Below are 13,371 nucleotides of genomic sequence, written 5' to 3' on the forward strand. Positions count from 1 at the left end.
TATCAAATTACGCTAACTATGAAGCAAAGTCCAATAAAAAACAGCTATTGTTGACTATCACTGCTATTTTAGCAATCTATGAATCTGTAAAACTTTTAAAGTTAACTTTTGTTTTAAATATTTTCTTTCAAAATAAAAGAAAATATTTCAAAATGTGACAAAGTTAAAAGTTTTTGATTTTTAAAGTTGTTACTATTCCTTCGAAATTTAACTCAATAGGAGACAATATGATTGATGCAATTTCGTTTGGAGCCGAATGGTTCATAGGTTTATTCCAAGAGGGCGGCAAAGTGTTTGTGGGCATGGTAACAGCCATTTTGCCATTGTTAATTTCGTTACTCGTTGTGATGAATGCGCTAATTAAATTTATTGGGCAAGATCGGATTGAGCGTTTAGCGCAAGCTTGTGCCGGTAATCCGATTTCACGCTATCTGTTATTACCTTTAATTGGCACATTTGTATTTTGTAATCCAATGACATTAAGCTTAGGTCGCTTTATGCCAGAGTTTTACAAGCCAAGTTATTATGCAGCTTCTTCCTATAGTTGCCACTCCATGAATGGGCTATTTCCCCACGTTAATCCCGGTGAGCTGTTTGTCTATTTAGGGATTGCCGCTGGTTTAACCCAATTAAATCTTCCATTAGGACCGCTAGCGGTTAGCTATTTTCTTGTTGGTCTTGTCACTAACTTCTTTAGGGGTTGGATAACTGACTTTTGTACCGCCATTTTTGAGAAAAAAATGGGTATCAAATTAGACAGAAAAGTTCATCTCTAAATATTTATCAATCATTATAAGAAGGAATACAACAATGGCTAAATTTATTCGAATTGAAAAAGGCGAAGCGGGTTGGGGTGGCCCTTTAGAATTGCCGGTTATTGCAGGTAAAAAAATTGTGTATATCGCCGCCGGCACAAGACCAGCAATTGTTGACACATTAGTAGAATTAACCGGCTGGGAAGCTATCGACGGTTTTAAAGAAGGCGAGCCGGCAAAAGAAGAGATCGGGGTTGCTGTCATTGATTGTGGCGGTACCTTGCGTTGTGGTATCTACCCTAAAAATCGCGTACCTACAATTAATATTCATGCCACCGGTAAATCCGGACCTTTAGCGCAATATATTGTGGAAGATATCTATGTGTCAGCAGTCAAGCCCAATAACATCCAACTGATTGAAAAGCAAAGTGATGCGGCCGATCACGCATCCGCTAATCCGCCAATCATAGATGAAGAGCAAAAATCAACCGGCTATAAGCAATACGACAGCAGTAAAAAAATCACCGAACAAAGTGACGGTCTGTTAGCCAAAATCGGGATTGGTATGGGATCGGGGGTAGCGGTATTTTTCCAAGCTGGCCGTGACACGATAGATACCGTATTGAAAACAATACTGCCTTTTATGGCATTTGTTTCGGCGCTTATTGGGATCATCATTGCCTCCGGACTCGGTGACTTTATTGCCCATGGTTTAGTGCCTTTGGCAAATAATCCGATAGGGTTAATCATTTTAGCGTTGATCTGCTCATTCCCACTACTTTCACCATTTTTAGGACCCGGCGCCGTTATTGCGCAAGTGATTGGCACCTTAGTTGGCGTTCAAATTGGACTGGGTAATATTCCGCCTCATTTAGCGCTACCGGCACTGTTTGCCATTAATGCTCAAGCAGCATGTGACTTTATACCGGTTGGCTTATCGCTAGCGGAAGCTAAACAAGATACCGTTCGTGTTGGGGTACCTGCTGTTTTAGTCAGCCGTTTTCTGACCGGCGCACCAACGGTACTTATTGCATGGGCAGTCTCGTTTTTTATCTATCATTAAATGATTTGAACAAAAGCACGGGGATGAATTTCATCCCTGCTAAAAGTAGCGGAAAAAATAGAAATTTTTGGATTAAGAACTTACAAATAAAGAAGGTTAATAATGTCTAATGTTATTTATCATTCAAAAATCGATCTAATCGGTGAATTTGCTCAAGAAGCGTTAGCTGACGGTATGTTAATTCTGTTTAAAAATGGCGCGCCGGCAGATTTGGCGGATTACTGTTTTGTACATAGTCATGACGATTTAAAACACGATCTGCAAGTTGGGCAAACACTCCAATTAGGCAAGCACCTTTATCACATCACAGCTGTTGGCGATGTCGCTAACATCAATTTTCGTCAATTGGGTCACATCACATTAAGATTTGACGGTAGTAGCCAAGCGGAATTACCCGGAACAGTACATGTAAAAGGCGACATACCCGCTCAACTTTTTGTGGGTGATGAAATTAGCATTGTAAATAATTAAGGAATATAAAATGAAACAAGTTGCAGTTGTTATTGGTGGCGGGCAAACGCTAGGGGAATTTTTAAGCCTGGGGATTGCTGATGCCGGTTATAAAGTGGTTGTTGCGGATTTAAATTTAGATAATGCTAACAAAGTGGCCGAAGCAATTAATCAAAAACATGGTGCAGGTACGGCACAAGGATTTAAGGTTGATGCCGGCAATCAAGAAAGTGTCGTTAAACTGGCGCAAGATGTCGATAATACCTTTCATCGGGTTGATTTAATTGTCTATAGTGCAGGGGTGGCCAAAGCGGCACCAATTACCGATTTTAGCTTAAAAGATTTTCAACTTTCGGTTGATGTCAATCTAACCGGCTATTTTCTATGTGCACGTGAATTTGCTAAATTGATGATAAAACACAAAATAGCCGGCCGCATTATTCAAATCAACTCAAAATCAGGAAAAGTCGGCAGCAAACATAATTGCGGATACAGTGCGGCTAAATTCGGTGGGGTGGGATTAACTCAATCGCTAGCGCTCGATCTGGCTGATTATGGCATTACGGTCAATTCACTGATGTTAGGTAATTTACTCAAATCGCCAATGTTCCAATCATTGATCCCGCAATATGCGAAAAAATTAGGTATTGCCGAAAGCGAAGTTGAGCAAGTCTATATTGACAAAGTGCCACTCAAAAGAGGATGTGATTATCAAGATGTGTTAAATGTATTACTGTTTTATGCCAGCGATAAAGCCTCTTACTGCACCGGGCAATCCATTAATATTACTGGTGGACAAGTGATGTTCTAGTTAAAATAGCGCGCGAAAGCAAAACCAATTGCTTTCGCCGCATCTATTTACCTTGCTTATCAACGGAGATCACCATGAATATGACAACAACCTTAATTGTGCTGGCTTTTATTGCATGGTGCACCCAAATTGTGTTTAGCTGGGTGCAGATTCGACGTTTCAATCAAGCATTTTTAGCCATGAAAAAAGGCACTTATTTGGGTGTCGGTCGTAGTCAAACCAAACGCTTTAAACCTAGAGTGTTAATTGCTTTATCATTAGATGAAAATCAAGTAGTTATCGACTCTGTTATCATGAAGGGCATTACCGTTTTTGCTTTACCAAAAGCGATGCGCGATTTACATGGCTTATCGATCACTCAAATCGATCCAATACAATACTTTCCAAACGATCTTGCCTCACAAAGTGCATTACGTGTCGCCCTTACTGCAAATAATTAGTAATAAACTTTTATTATGAAAAGTATTTTCTTTTATTTTAAAGTATAATAATTTTCGAAATAAGTTCTTATATCTGCTAATAATGATGATGGAATCTAAGCATGAAGGTAAAGCAAAGACAAACTGCAATTTTAGAGTATCTGCAAAATCATGGGCAAGTAAGTGTTGATCAATTGGTTGCCCATTTCCAAACGACCGGTACAACCATTCGTAAAGATCTTACCCAACTGAATGAAAGTGGTTTAGTTTTAAGAACTTATGGCGGTGCTATGTTAAATCGGGAGATTGGTGATCGAGCTATTGACCATAAAACTTACATCAATACCGCCGCAAAAAAGGCGATAGCAGCCGAAGCGGCTAAACTAATTCATGAAGGTGATTCAATTATTTTTGATGCCGGTAGCACCGTGGCACAGATGATCCCCATGTTAGCCCAATTTAATAATCTCACTATTATGACCAACAGCTTACATATGGTAAATGAGCTGGTGGCGAATGATAACGATCAAACTATTATCCTAACAGGTGGCACCTTTCGCCGTAAATCAGCCTCTTTTCACAGTAATAATGCTTCAGCGATTGCCGCTTTTGAATCCTATACTTTTGATAAACTGTTTATGGGGGCTGACGGTGTGGATTTAGTCGGTGGCGTGACAACCTTTAACGAAAGCTATCATGGTAGTGTTGCGATGAGTAAAGCCGCTGCTAAGTTAATTTTACTTGCCGATTCTTCAAAATTTGGCCGCCGTAGTCCCAATGTGGTGTGTGATTTAAGTGCGGTTGATACCATTATTACCGATGATAATTTAGATGATAAATATTATGATGCCCTTGTTGAGCGAAATATCAAAGTTATCAAAGTTAAGGTCGCTGATAGCTAACGGCGTAGTGTAGTTGTTCTTTTTTATAGCTTATTGATAAGCCAAATACATGTAAGCGACTATTTATTGCGGCTTTGGTTACCATTACCGTTTTTTACTTAAACACCTATGTTTTCTGAAAGTTCTTGTCAAGGATTTGTGTTTTTTGCTTAAACACCTATATTTTCTGAAACTTTTTGACAAGGTTTTTTAATTTAGTTAAAAGTTGTGGGTTTTTAGTTCGCAGGTTTCGGACGCTGTTAATTGGTTGATATTTTCATTTTGGTGTTAGCGTCCGAATTAGGGGGGATTTTATGCGAAATCCCCCTAATAACCCCCTCGCAGCGCCACCCAAAGCGGTCTTCGACTGCCCTCCGCCTTCGTTCGGTCTTAACGCACCGGCGCTGATTTGTTCCGGACAAAGCAGCGCCTCGCCAAACATCCCTGTTTGGCGTGCTAACTTCGCTCAGTTGTCGGCGCTTTGTGAAGGTGCGGTCTGGTGCACTTGTTTGTTTTTGTGGAAGGTAATGGTAAGTCGTTTAGAATTAGTAGTGGAATTGAAAATACAAACTTTATGAACCCTTTTTTTTAGCTAAAAATAAAACTATTAAAAATCAATATATTGCAAAAGCGCTAAAAAAAAGGGCTTTTAAACCTAAAATTGCCCTTTATGTTTTTATAAACGATGTTTATAGTATGTGAGTTTCTACTTCAAAGCTGTATAAGCTGTTTAGAAATCATCGATAACTAAGAGCCCTCTAGTCTCTTTCTTCAAAGCTGTATAAGCTGTTTAGAAAGTGAAGGGTATGAGGCTCAATTATCAATTGCACTTCAAAGCTGTATAAGCTGTTTAGAAACTCGAGAAACACCGTCAAAAGATACTGTTTTTCTTCAAAGCTGCATAAGCTGTTTAGAAAGAAAACAATCAGATTTAAAAACATTCTAATGCTTGGAAGCTGCATAAGTGGTTTAGGATATTTTTGAAATATCTAAAACTTTTTGCCTTTATACTGAAACATAGGTATTTTCTGGAAGTTTTTGACAAGGTTTTTTACTTTCTTTGAAAGTTACAGTTTTTTAGTCCGTAGGTTTCGGACGCTGTTAATTGGTTGATATTTTCATTACAGTGTCAGCGTCCGAATTAGGGGGATTTTGTGCGAAATCCCCCTAATAACCCCCTCGCAGCACCACCCAAAGCGGTCTTCGACTGCCCTCCGCCTTCGTTCGGTCTTAACGCACCGGCGCTGATTTGTTCCGGACAAAGCAGCGCCTCGCCAAACATCCCTGTTTGGCGTGCTAACCTCACTCAGTTGTCGGCGCTTTGTGAAGGTGCGGTCTGGTGCACTTGTTTGTTTTTGAGAAAGTTAATGGTAAGTCGTTTAGAAATAGTCGTGGAGTTTAAAATACAAACTTTTTAACCCCTTTTTTTTAGCTAAAAATAAAACCATTAAAAATCAATATATTGCGAAAGCGTTAGAAAAAGGGTTTTTAAACCTAAAATTGCCCTTTGTGTTTTTATAAACGATGTTTATAGTATGTAAGATTCTACTTGAAAGCTGCATAAGCCGTTTAGAAAGACAAACGCAGGAACTCAACAAAAAACCGACACTTGAAAGCTGCATAAGCCGTTTAGAAAAGACGGGACAGCACAGAGCAGAACTATCAAGTCTTCAAAGCTGCATAAGCCGTTTAGAAATCGTTACATGAGTCATATGCAATTTGTTTATTCTTCACGGCTGCATAAGCTGTTTAGAAATTTTTTGCCACCGAGCACGTTTTTAATTGTCTCTTGATAGCTGCATAAGTTGTTTAGAAAAATCTACCTTTTTAGTTATAAAAAAGGTTTTACTTTGCAGCTGCATAAGGAGTTTAGGATATTTTTGAAATATCTAAAACTTTTTGATTTTATACTGAAACGTGGGTATTTTCTGAAAGTTCTTGTCAAGGATTTGTGTTTTTTGCTTAAACACCTATATTTTCTGAAACTTCTTGACAAGCATTTTTTGGCTTTGGTGAAAGGTTAGCGGTTGGCATTTTTACGCAAGTGACGCTCAGTTCACTTGCGTGGGGTGTGATTAGAATAGGAGTCTGGCTCTGATTGTGCCGGTGACGTTTTTAAGTTTTACTAATAACTCTTCGGCTTTGTTTTGCTCGACGCGATCAATATCAATCACCACATAACCAATTTTTGGATCGGTTTGCAGATACTGGGCTGAGATATTTAAGCCTTGTTCGGCAAATAGGGTGTTGATTGCGGTTAGTACGCCGGGCTGGTTATGGTGAATGTTGATAAAACGGCTGGATCCTTTCGCCGGAATCGGTAATGATGCTTCGGGGAAGTTAACTGCCGATAGGGTGGCGCCGGTATCTGAGTATTTGGCGAGTTTTGTCGCCACTTCGATACCGATATTTTCTTGCGCTTCGGTTGTGGATCCGCCAATATGGGGGGTGATAATCACATTATCAAATTTGCATAGTGGTGAATCAAAAGGATCGCTATTGCTCGCCGGTTCGGTTGGGAAAACATCAATTGCTGCGCCGCTAATTTTTTCGCTTTCAAGCGCTTGCGTTAATGCTTGCAGATCAATCACTTTACCACGTGAGGCGTTAATTAAAATTGCGCCGGGTTTCATCATGTCAAACTCAGTGTGACTGATCATTTTTATTGTGGTTGCGTTTTCCGGCACGTGCATACTGACAATATCGCTCATAGCGAGTAACTCTTTGATACTGGCTATCTGTTTGGCATTTCCTAATGGTAATTTGGTTTCAATATCGTAAAAGTAAACGTTCATACCCAGTGATTCTGCTAGTACACTTAATTGGCTGCCGATATGTCCATAACCAATAATTCCCAGATTTTTGCCTCGAGCTTCATGCGATCCGGTGGCTATTTTATTCCATTTTCCTTGATGTGCTTTAGCGTTCGCTTCTGGTACCCGGCGTAACAGTAAAATGGCTTCGGCCAGCACTAATTCAGCAACTGAGCGAGTATTGGAAAAGGGGGCGTTAAAAACAGGTATTCCTTTTACCGCAGCGGCATCAAGATCCACTTGATTGGTGCCGATACAAAAACAACCAATACCGGCTAGTTTTGGCGCCGCTTCGATGATTTCTTTGGTTAAGTTTGTTCGGGAACGTATGCCAATAAAACGTGCGTCTTTTAATGCTTCGATCAGTTCGGATTGCGATAAGGCACTTTTATGATACTCAATATTGGTAAAGCCTGCTGATTTGAGTGTTTCTATCGCAGTCGGGTGTACCCCTTCAAGCAATAAAAATTTGTTTTCATCTTTGGTTAACGCCTGAACAACCATTTTTTCCTCTCTCTTTCTTTTTTATATCATTGTTACATACTGCCAGCTTGCGCAATAGGCTTTATCTTAATTCTGTCACACCATTTGGCGTACCGACTAGAGCAACATCGGCGCCTTTGTTGGCAAATAATCCTACCGTTACCACACCGGCAATGCCATTGATGCGGTCTTCAAGTTCTGTTGGTGTTGAAATGACAAGGTCGTGGACATCAAGTATGACATTACCGTTGTCAGTTATCACACCCTGACGATAAATCGGTTTTCCGCCGAGTTTAAATAGCTCTCTTGCCACATATGAGCGAGCCATTGGGATCACTTCAACCGGTAACGGAAATTTACCTAGCACATCAACAACTTTTGATTGATCAACTATGCAGATAAACTGTTTGGCTAATGCTGAGACAATTTTTTCACGAGTCAGCGCAGCGCCACCGCCTTTAATCATTTGTAACTGATGATTAATTTCATCAGCACCGTCAACGTAGACATCTAAACTATCAACATCGTTACAATCTAACACTGTGATACCATAGCTTTTTAATTTTTGGGTCGATGCTTCCGAGCTTGAGACAGCGCCTTTAATCTGATCTTTCATCGTCGCTAAAGCATCAATAAAGTGGGCAGCTGTTGATCCTGTGCCAACACCAACTAGTGCGCCGGGCTTAACAAATTTTAATGCTGACCAGCCCACCGCTTTTTTTAATTCATCTTGCGTCATGATATCACCGTACTTAAGTATAATTTTTCTTAAAAAATTAAAATTTTGAAAGCAAAATTGTTGAAGATATGGCATAGTAACCAATTGGAAAGCAAAAATCATTAGTATTTTTATAAAATATGTTAAGTTTAAGTTCTGTTTAAATTTTTTTGCAAAATTAATATAGCTTGACTATCCAAGCTGTGGTCAAATCATTAGTAAAGAGATTATGAAGCGTCCAGATTATAGAGCATTACAAGCATTAGATGCGGTAATAAAAGAACGAGGATTTGAAAGAGCGGCTGATAAACTGTGTATTACCCAACCTGCGGTTTCACAACGTATCAAGCAACTAGAAAGCTTTTTTGGCCAACAATTACTGGTTAGAACAATTCCGCCTAAAGCGACTAAACAAGGTGAGCATCTTTTAGGATTATTGCATCAAGTCGAATTGTTAGAACAGCAGTGGTTAGGTGACAATGAACAAAATTCAACGCCGTTATCACTCTCTATTGCCATTAACGCCGATTCGTTAGCAACGTGGGTGTTACCTGCGTTAAAGCCAGTTTTGGATAAAAATATCTTACGTTTTGACATTCAAGTCAAAGATGAAGAGCATACTTTAGAGCTATTGCGTTTAGGTACCGTTGTTGCCGCCATTAGTATTCAAGCCAACCCTTTGCCTGGCTGTTTGTCGGATCGATTAGGTGCGCTTGACTATATTTTTGTGGCTTCTCCGGAATTTGCTAAAAAATACTTTCCTAACGGCGTGACTCGCTCATCGCTATTAAAAGCGCCGGCGGTGGCTTTTGACCATTTGGATGATATGCATCAAGCGTTTTTACAAGAGAATTTTAATCTTACCCCCGGCAGTGTGATTTGCCATATCACTAGCTCATCTGAGGCTTTTGTTCAGCTAGCTAAACAAGGTTCGGCGTGCTGTATGATCCCAATGTTGCAAGTTGAGCAGGAATTAAAAACCGGTGAGCTGGTCAATTTAACTGAAGGTTTATACCAAAGACGTATGCTTTACTGGCATCGCTTTGCGCCGGAAAGCAGTGTCATGCAAAATATCTCAGAAACATTGATTAGTTATGCTCAGCGAACATTATCACAGCCGCAAGATAAAAAATAATATACAAAGGGTATTGAGCTTTTTTACTGAAACATATTATTTTTTAGATATAACCATTTGAAATATATTACTTTTTAGACATGTGCTTATGATACATGGTGCTTTTCTGAAACTTTTTGACAGCGTAACATCTTCTATTAAAGAGTCGATAAAATGAGCCAATTACAAAATGATCGTTATTTACGTGCCTTGCAGTGTTTACCGGTAGACTACACGCCAATATGGATGATGCGTCAAGCGGGGCGTTACTTGCCTGAATATCGACAATTAAGAGCCAAAGCCGGAAATTTTATGACCATGTGTCAAAATCCTGAACTGGCCTGCGAAGCCACTTTACAACCACTGCAACGCTTTGATCTTGATGCCGCTATTATTTTTTCTGATATCTTAACGATTCCTGATGCAATGGGGCTTGGTCTCCATTTTGAAGCGGGAGAAGGTCCTAAATTCAGCCGATCAATTACTCAATTATCTGATATCGAAAAATTGCCGATTCCCGATCCCAATCAATCACTTAAATATGTTACTGATGCAATTAGCTTAACCAAAAAAAGCTTAAATGGAAAAGTGCCGTTAATTGGTTTTTCCGGTAGCCCATGGACATTAGCCACTTATATGATTGAAGGGGGAAGCAGCAAATCTTTCAGTAAAATCAAAAAGATGCTTTATTGCGAACCAAAAGCCCTGCATCTTTTATTAGAGAAGTTAGCCCACAGTGTTGCACTTTATCTTAATGCTCAGATTGAAGCAGGTGCGCAATCGGTAATGATTTTTGACTCTTGGGGCGGCGTGTTATCTCATCAAGCTTATCAAACGTTTTCATTAGATTATATGCAGCTAATTTTGTCACAATTAAAACGAGGTAAAAAGAGTGAGGATATCACGTCTTATGTACCAGTGACATTATTTACCAAAGGTGGCGGTTTATGGTTAGACACCATTATGCGTTCGGGCTGTGATGCAGTTGGTGTCGATTGGACGGTCAATTTAAGTCAAATTGCCAATAAAGGGCAAATTGCGCTGCAAGGTAATCTCGATCCGACGGTTTTATATGCCAATAAGCCGACAATTGAAGCAAATGTTGAATCACTCTTATCAGAATTTGGCTATAATAATGGGCATGTTTTTAATTTGGGTCATGGAATTTTGCCCGATATTCCGGTAGAGCATGTACAATATTTAGTTGACGCCGTACATCGTCAGTCCAAAAGGTTTCATTATGATTAAAAATCCCGTCCAATTAAGAGTGGAAAAATTAGCAGATTGGCAACAACGATTATTTATGGTTTGCTTGTGTGAACGAATGTATCCAAACTTTGTTTATTATTGTAATTTACAACAGTGTGAACAAGATGCCAAAAACTTCAAAAAAATTCTAGATTTAATTTGGGAATCGCTCTTAGTTCAAGATGCCAAAATTAACTTCGATTTACAACTTGAAAAATTAGAAGTGATTATTCCAACCGTTACTGAAGATAGCCCTTATATGGTTTATCCGGCAATTGATGCTTGTCATGCATTAAGTGAAATCTTGCACTCCTATTTAAGTGGTGAGATCGCTGAACATACCGCTAAAGTCAGCAGCATATCGGCCACAACTGTTGCCGAATTTGAGATGACCAAATCGAATATTTCTCTATCTGAAAGCGAGCAAGAAAAATTATCTGATGTTATTGAAGAATTTGATTTGCAATGGGAGATATTTAGATTATTATGTAATGAGAATAATGTTATGATCGATTTAATAAAAGGCTTAAAGACGGATATAAGGTCTGAAAAAATCAGTAATATTGGTGTTTTTTTGAGCAATCAAGTCATTTAATGGGTGTTTTTTTTATTTTTTAATAAATTTTTCTTTAACATTAGAGAAATATAGACTACATTTACTAGTAATGTAGTCTGAAAGACGTTTACAGCTGCAAAGTTTTTTTAACTTTGTTTATCATGTCAACATTAACAATAAAATAAATATGTAAGGATATCTCCATGAATAAAACAGAACTTGTAGATGCAATTGCTAGCAAAGCTGGTGTAACTAAAGTTGCTGCAAAGACAGCTTTAGAAGCTACTTTAGCTGCTATAACTGAATCATTAAAAGCAGGTGAACCAGTTCAATTAGTTGGTTTTGGGACGTTTAAAGTTAATGCTCGTAAAGCTCGTACCGGTCGTAACCCTAAAACAGGTAAAGAAATTAAAATTGCTGCAAGTAAAGTACCAGCATTTGTTTCTGGTAAAAGCTTAAAAGAAGCAATCAAATAATTGTTTGCTTATTTTCTGTCGATTTATTGATAGAAGATATCTAGAGGTCATAAGACCTAGTCTTGTGGCCTATTAACTTTTTTTACGCCGTAAAATATTATATTATCTTATCTTTTATTCCTTCTTCCTGATTTAATAACCCCTATTTATCCGGTTAAAACTGTTTTGGTTTAAACACTAACATCAACCAATTTAGCATTTACTATACTTGCCAATGCTTGCGGTGCAATCTCAATTTCTAAACCACGTTTCCCACCTGATATAAACATCGTTTCGAATTGATTTGCACTTATGTCAATGAGTGTGGGTAATTGCTTTTTTTGACCTAATGGACTTATTCCACCCACCAAATAACCGGTAATTTTTTGTGCCAAATTTGGATCGGCTAACTCAACTTTTTTACATTCGAGCGCTTTAGCGGCTTTTTTCAAATCCAAATGGGTATTAACCGGTACAACACAAACAGCAAATGTTTTATTGTCACCATTTAAATTGACAATGAGCGTTTTGAATATTTGACCGGCAACTACATTTGAATCAGGATCAAGTTTATCAATGGCTTCTTGACCAAAATGTGTCTGTTTGGGGTCATGATCATATTGATGAAGATGAAAACGAATATTGTGCTTTTTGAGAAGATTTATCGCAGGTGTCATGATATTTAATCCGGATATTGGCCTTAATCGTTGAATAACTAACTTTAACAACCCGCTGACGGAAAGCCAGCGAGTAAGCAAAGTGATTACAAAATAAGACTGTTATACTGCTGATCATCTTCATCTTTTTTCGATACAGGTGTTTGATTATTGGTCTGTAAAGTGATGAAACGATAAAAAAAGCTTATCAACACAAAAATCAGAAAGTAAGTCAAACAAAATAAAATACTCATAACAACAAAGTAATTTTCAGCGTTTAGTGAGTTTAATACCGGTGGTAAGACAACACAGACACAAACAATATAACAAATGAACATTATTGCTGTTGCTGATTTAAGATTTATCCTAAAATTAAAGGCATCGGCAAAAAGATCCTTAAATCTTTTTTGTTTAGGTTCAACGATAGATGCGCAATAAAAATAAAATACAAATAGAAAAATTAAAGAAACAATCGTCATCATTAGGTCAAATATCGTTTCACCTTGTTGGGGAAATAGTAATAACAATACATGCTGTAATAAAAAAATGACGATCATTAAAGGAACTAATGTCACCCCAATAAATAGTAAATAAAAAACGCATAACTGAAAAAATTTCGCTACTGAGTTAGATATTAATTTATTGATATTTAAATTATCACAGTGAGAAAAACTATAAATCATTGCAATAATGATTGCTATTATAAACGTGTGAAATAAATAAAACTGAAAAAAGGGATAGATAATAACAGCAGGATTAGTTTCAAATTCAGTTAGTAATTCTTGATAAAAGAAACTATTGATAGCCAATGTCATTAATACACCAAAAATGATGCAGGTAATAATAATCGTCCCAATTCGATTGCTAATAAAATGAATAGTTTGCTTGAAAACTTCATTAAATCTTAAACTTGATTGTTTGTTCATATTATATCCACTGAGTGGCAATC

Annotated in this window: 16 protein-coding genes; 10 read left to right on the top strand and 6 right to left on the bottom strand. The window is 38.0% G+C overall.

Annotation, left to right across the window (positions count from 1 at the left end):
• The first annotated feature begins 227 nt into the window (after positions 1-227).
• The 6 genes from srlA to srlR all read left to right on the top strand — a co-directional run bounded on the left by srlA (position 228) and on the right by srlR (position 4,400).
• A complete protein-coding gene (gene srlA, locus J3U37_RS11165; protein WP_220218774.1) occupies positions 228-776 on the top strand; it encodes a glucitol/sorbitol-specific PTS transporter subunit IIC in 549 nt (182 codons plus the stop codon).
• 34 nt (positions 777-810) lie between these two features.
• Positions 811-1,818: a PTS glucitol/sorbitol transporter subunit IIB gene (locus J3U37_RS11170; protein WP_267374923.1), complete on the top strand. Its 1,008-nt coding sequence runs from the start codon at positions 811-813 to the stop codon at positions 1,816-1,818.
• 102 nt (positions 1,819-1,920) lie between these two features.
• Complete coding sequence (locus tag J3U37_RS11175; protein ID WP_220218776.1) at positions 1,921-2,289, top strand: PTS glucitol/sorbitol transporter subunit IIA; 369 nt, start codon at positions 1,921-1,923, stop codon at positions 2,287-2,289.
• 10 nt (positions 2,290-2,299) lie between these two features.
• Positions 2,300-3,079, top strand: a complete 780-nt coding sequence (gene srlD, locus J3U37_RS11180; RefSeq protein WP_220218777.1) for a sorbitol-6-phosphate dehydrogenase — start codon at positions 2,300-2,302, stop codon at positions 3,077-3,079.
• Between the two features lie 74 nt (positions 3,080-3,153).
• Positions 3,154-3,519, top strand: coding sequence for a transcriptional regulator GutM (locus J3U37_RS11185; RefSeq protein WP_267374926.1), 366 nt, complete (start codon positions 3,154-3,156; stop codon positions 3,517-3,519).
• 101 nt (positions 3,520-3,620) lie between these two features.
• Positions 3,621-4,400: a glucitol operon DNA-binding transcriptional repressor SrlR gene (srlR, locus tag J3U37_RS11190; protein ID WP_220218779.1), complete on the top strand. Its 780-nt coding sequence runs from the start codon at positions 3,621-3,623 to the stop codon at positions 4,398-4,400.
• A 256-nt stretch (positions 4,401-4,656) separates the two neighbouring features.
• Here the strand turns inward: srlR and J3U37_RS11195 are convergent, their stop codons facing one another.
• The 4 genes from J3U37_RS11195 to rpiA form a co-directional block, all read right to left on the bottom strand.
• Entirely contained in the window at positions 4,657-4,821 is a 165-nt protein-coding gene (locus J3U37_RS11195) for a hypothetical protein (protein WP_267374929.1), read from the bottom strand.
• 699 nt (positions 4,822-5,520) lie between these two features.
• A complete protein-coding gene (locus tag J3U37_RS11200; protein WP_267335085.1) occupies positions 5,521-5,685 on the bottom strand; it encodes a hypothetical protein in 165 nt (54 codons plus the stop codon).
• A 769-nt stretch (positions 5,686-6,454) separates the two neighbouring features.
• Positions 6,455-7,696: a phosphoglycerate dehydrogenase gene (gene serA, locus J3U37_RS11205; protein WP_220218780.1), complete on the bottom strand. Its 1,242-nt coding sequence runs from the start codon at positions 7,694-7,696 to the stop codon at positions 6,455-6,457.
• Between the two features lie 61 nt (positions 7,697-7,757).
• Positions 7,758-8,414 (bottom strand): ribose-5-phosphate isomerase RpiA, encoded by a 657-nt coding sequence (gene rpiA, locus J3U37_RS11210; RefSeq protein WP_220218781.1) that lies wholly within the window; start codon positions 8,412-8,414, stop codon positions 7,758-7,760.
• Between the two features lie 208 nt (positions 8,415-8,622).
• On the opposite strand from rpiA, the gene J3U37_RS11215 reads away from it, so the two are divergent.
• The 4 genes from J3U37_RS11215 to J3U37_RS11230 all read left to right on the top strand — a co-directional run bounded on the left by J3U37_RS11215 (position 8,623) and on the right by J3U37_RS11230 (position 11,787).
• Positions 8,623-9,528 (top strand): LysR family transcriptional regulator ArgP, encoded by a 906-nt coding sequence (locus tag J3U37_RS11215; protein WP_220218782.1) that lies wholly within the window; start codon positions 8,623-8,625, stop codon positions 9,526-9,528.
• A 153-nt stretch (positions 9,529-9,681) separates the two neighbouring features.
• Positions 9,682-10,755, top strand: a complete 1,074-nt coding sequence (gene hemE / locus J3U37_RS11220; RefSeq protein ID WP_267374932.1) for a uroporphyrinogen decarboxylase — start codon at positions 9,682-9,684, stop codon at positions 10,753-10,755.
• Positions 10,748-11,350 (top strand): YjaG family protein, encoded by a 603-nt coding sequence (locus J3U37_RS11225; protein WP_267374935.1) that lies wholly within the window; start codon positions 10,748-10,750, stop codon positions 11,348-11,350. Before hemE ends, J3U37_RS11225 begins: the two co-directional genes overlap by 8 nt.
• Before the next feature lie 164 nt (positions 11,351-11,514).
• Positions 11,515-11,787, top strand: coding sequence for an HU family DNA-binding protein (locus J3U37_RS11230; RefSeq protein WP_220218785.1), 273 nt, complete (start codon positions 11,515-11,517; stop codon positions 11,785-11,787).
• A 170-nt stretch (positions 11,788-11,957) separates the two neighbouring features.
• On the opposite strand, the gene ybaK is transcribed toward J3U37_RS11230, so the two are convergent.
• Positions 11,958-12,443: a Cys-tRNA(Pro) deacylase gene (ybaK, locus tag J3U37_RS11235; RefSeq protein ID WP_267329321.1), complete on the bottom strand. Its 486-nt coding sequence runs from the start codon at positions 12,441-12,443 to the stop codon at positions 11,958-11,960.
• 86 nt (positions 12,444-12,529) lie between these two features.
• Positions 12,530-13,348: a hypothetical protein gene (locus tag J3U37_RS11240; RefSeq protein WP_267374937.1), complete on the bottom strand. Its 819-nt coding sequence runs from the start codon at positions 13,346-13,348 to the stop codon at positions 12,530-12,532.
• Between the last annotated feature and the right edge of the window lie 23 nt (positions 13,349-13,371).

Origin of the sequence: Gilliamella sp. B3172 (genome assembly GCF_026536465.1) — a bacterium.
In the GTDB taxonomy this organism is placed as follows: Bacteria; Pseudomonadota; Gammaproteobacteria; order Enterobacterales; family Orbaceae; genus Gilliamella.

What these genes read in the sequence shown, in the direction of transcription:
- srlA (WP_220218774.1), top strand. Translation starts at nt 228, where the DNA reads ATGATTGATGCAATTTCGTTTGGAGCCGAATGGTTCATAGGTTTATTC.
- J3U37_RS11170 (WP_267374923.1), top strand. Translation starts at nt 811, where the DNA reads ATGGCTAAATTTATTCGAATTGAAAAAGGCGAAGCGGGTTGGGGTGGC.
- J3U37_RS11175 (WP_220218776.1), top strand. Translation starts at nt 1,921, where the DNA reads ATGTCTAATGTTATTTATCATTCAAAAATCGATCTAATCGGTGAATTT.
- srlD (WP_220218777.1), top strand. Translation starts at nt 2,300, where the DNA reads ATGAAACAAGTTGCAGTTGTTATTGGTGGCGGGCAAACGCTAGGGGAA.
- J3U37_RS11185 (WP_267374926.1), top strand. Translation starts at nt 3,154, where the DNA reads ATGAATATGACAACAACCTTAATTGTGCTGGCTTTTATTGCATGGTGC.
- srlR (WP_220218779.1), top strand. Translation starts at nt 3,621, where the DNA reads ATGAAGGTAAAGCAAAGACAAACTGCAATTTTAGAGTATCTGCAAAAT.
- J3U37_RS11195 (WP_267374929.1), bottom strand. Translation starts at nt 4,821, where the DNA reads ATGTTTGGCGAGGCGCTGCTTTGTCCGGAACAAATCAGCGCCGGTGCG.
- serA (WP_220218780.1), bottom strand. Translation starts at nt 7,696, where the DNA reads ATGGTTGTTCAGGCGTTAACCAAAGATGAAAACAAATTTTTATTGCTT.
- rpiA (WP_220218781.1), bottom strand. Translation starts at nt 8,414, where the DNA reads ATGACGCAAGATGAATTAAAAAAAGCGGTGGGCTGGTCAGCATTAAAA.
- J3U37_RS11215 (WP_220218782.1), top strand. Translation starts at nt 8,623, where the DNA reads ATGAAGCGTCCAGATTATAGAGCATTACAAGCATTAGATGCGGTAATA.
- hemE (WP_267374932.1), top strand. Translation starts at nt 9,682, where the DNA reads ATGAGCCAATTACAAAATGATCGTTATTTACGTGCCTTGCAGTGTTTA.
- J3U37_RS11225 (WP_267374935.1), top strand. Translation starts at nt 10,748, where the DNA reads ATGATTAAAAATCCCGTCCAATTAAGAGTGGAAAAATTAGCAGATTGG.
- J3U37_RS11230 (WP_220218785.1), top strand. Translation starts at nt 11,515, where the DNA reads ATGAATAAAACAGAACTTGTAGATGCAATTGCTAGCAAAGCTGGTGTA.
- ybaK (WP_267329321.1), bottom strand. Translation starts at nt 12,443, where the DNA reads ATGACACCTGCGATAAATCTTCTCAAAAAGCACAATATTCGTTTTCAT.
- J3U37_RS11240 (WP_267374937.1), bottom strand. Translation starts at nt 13,348, where the DNA reads ATGAACAAACAATCAAGTTTAAGATTTAATGAAGTTTTCAAGCAAACT.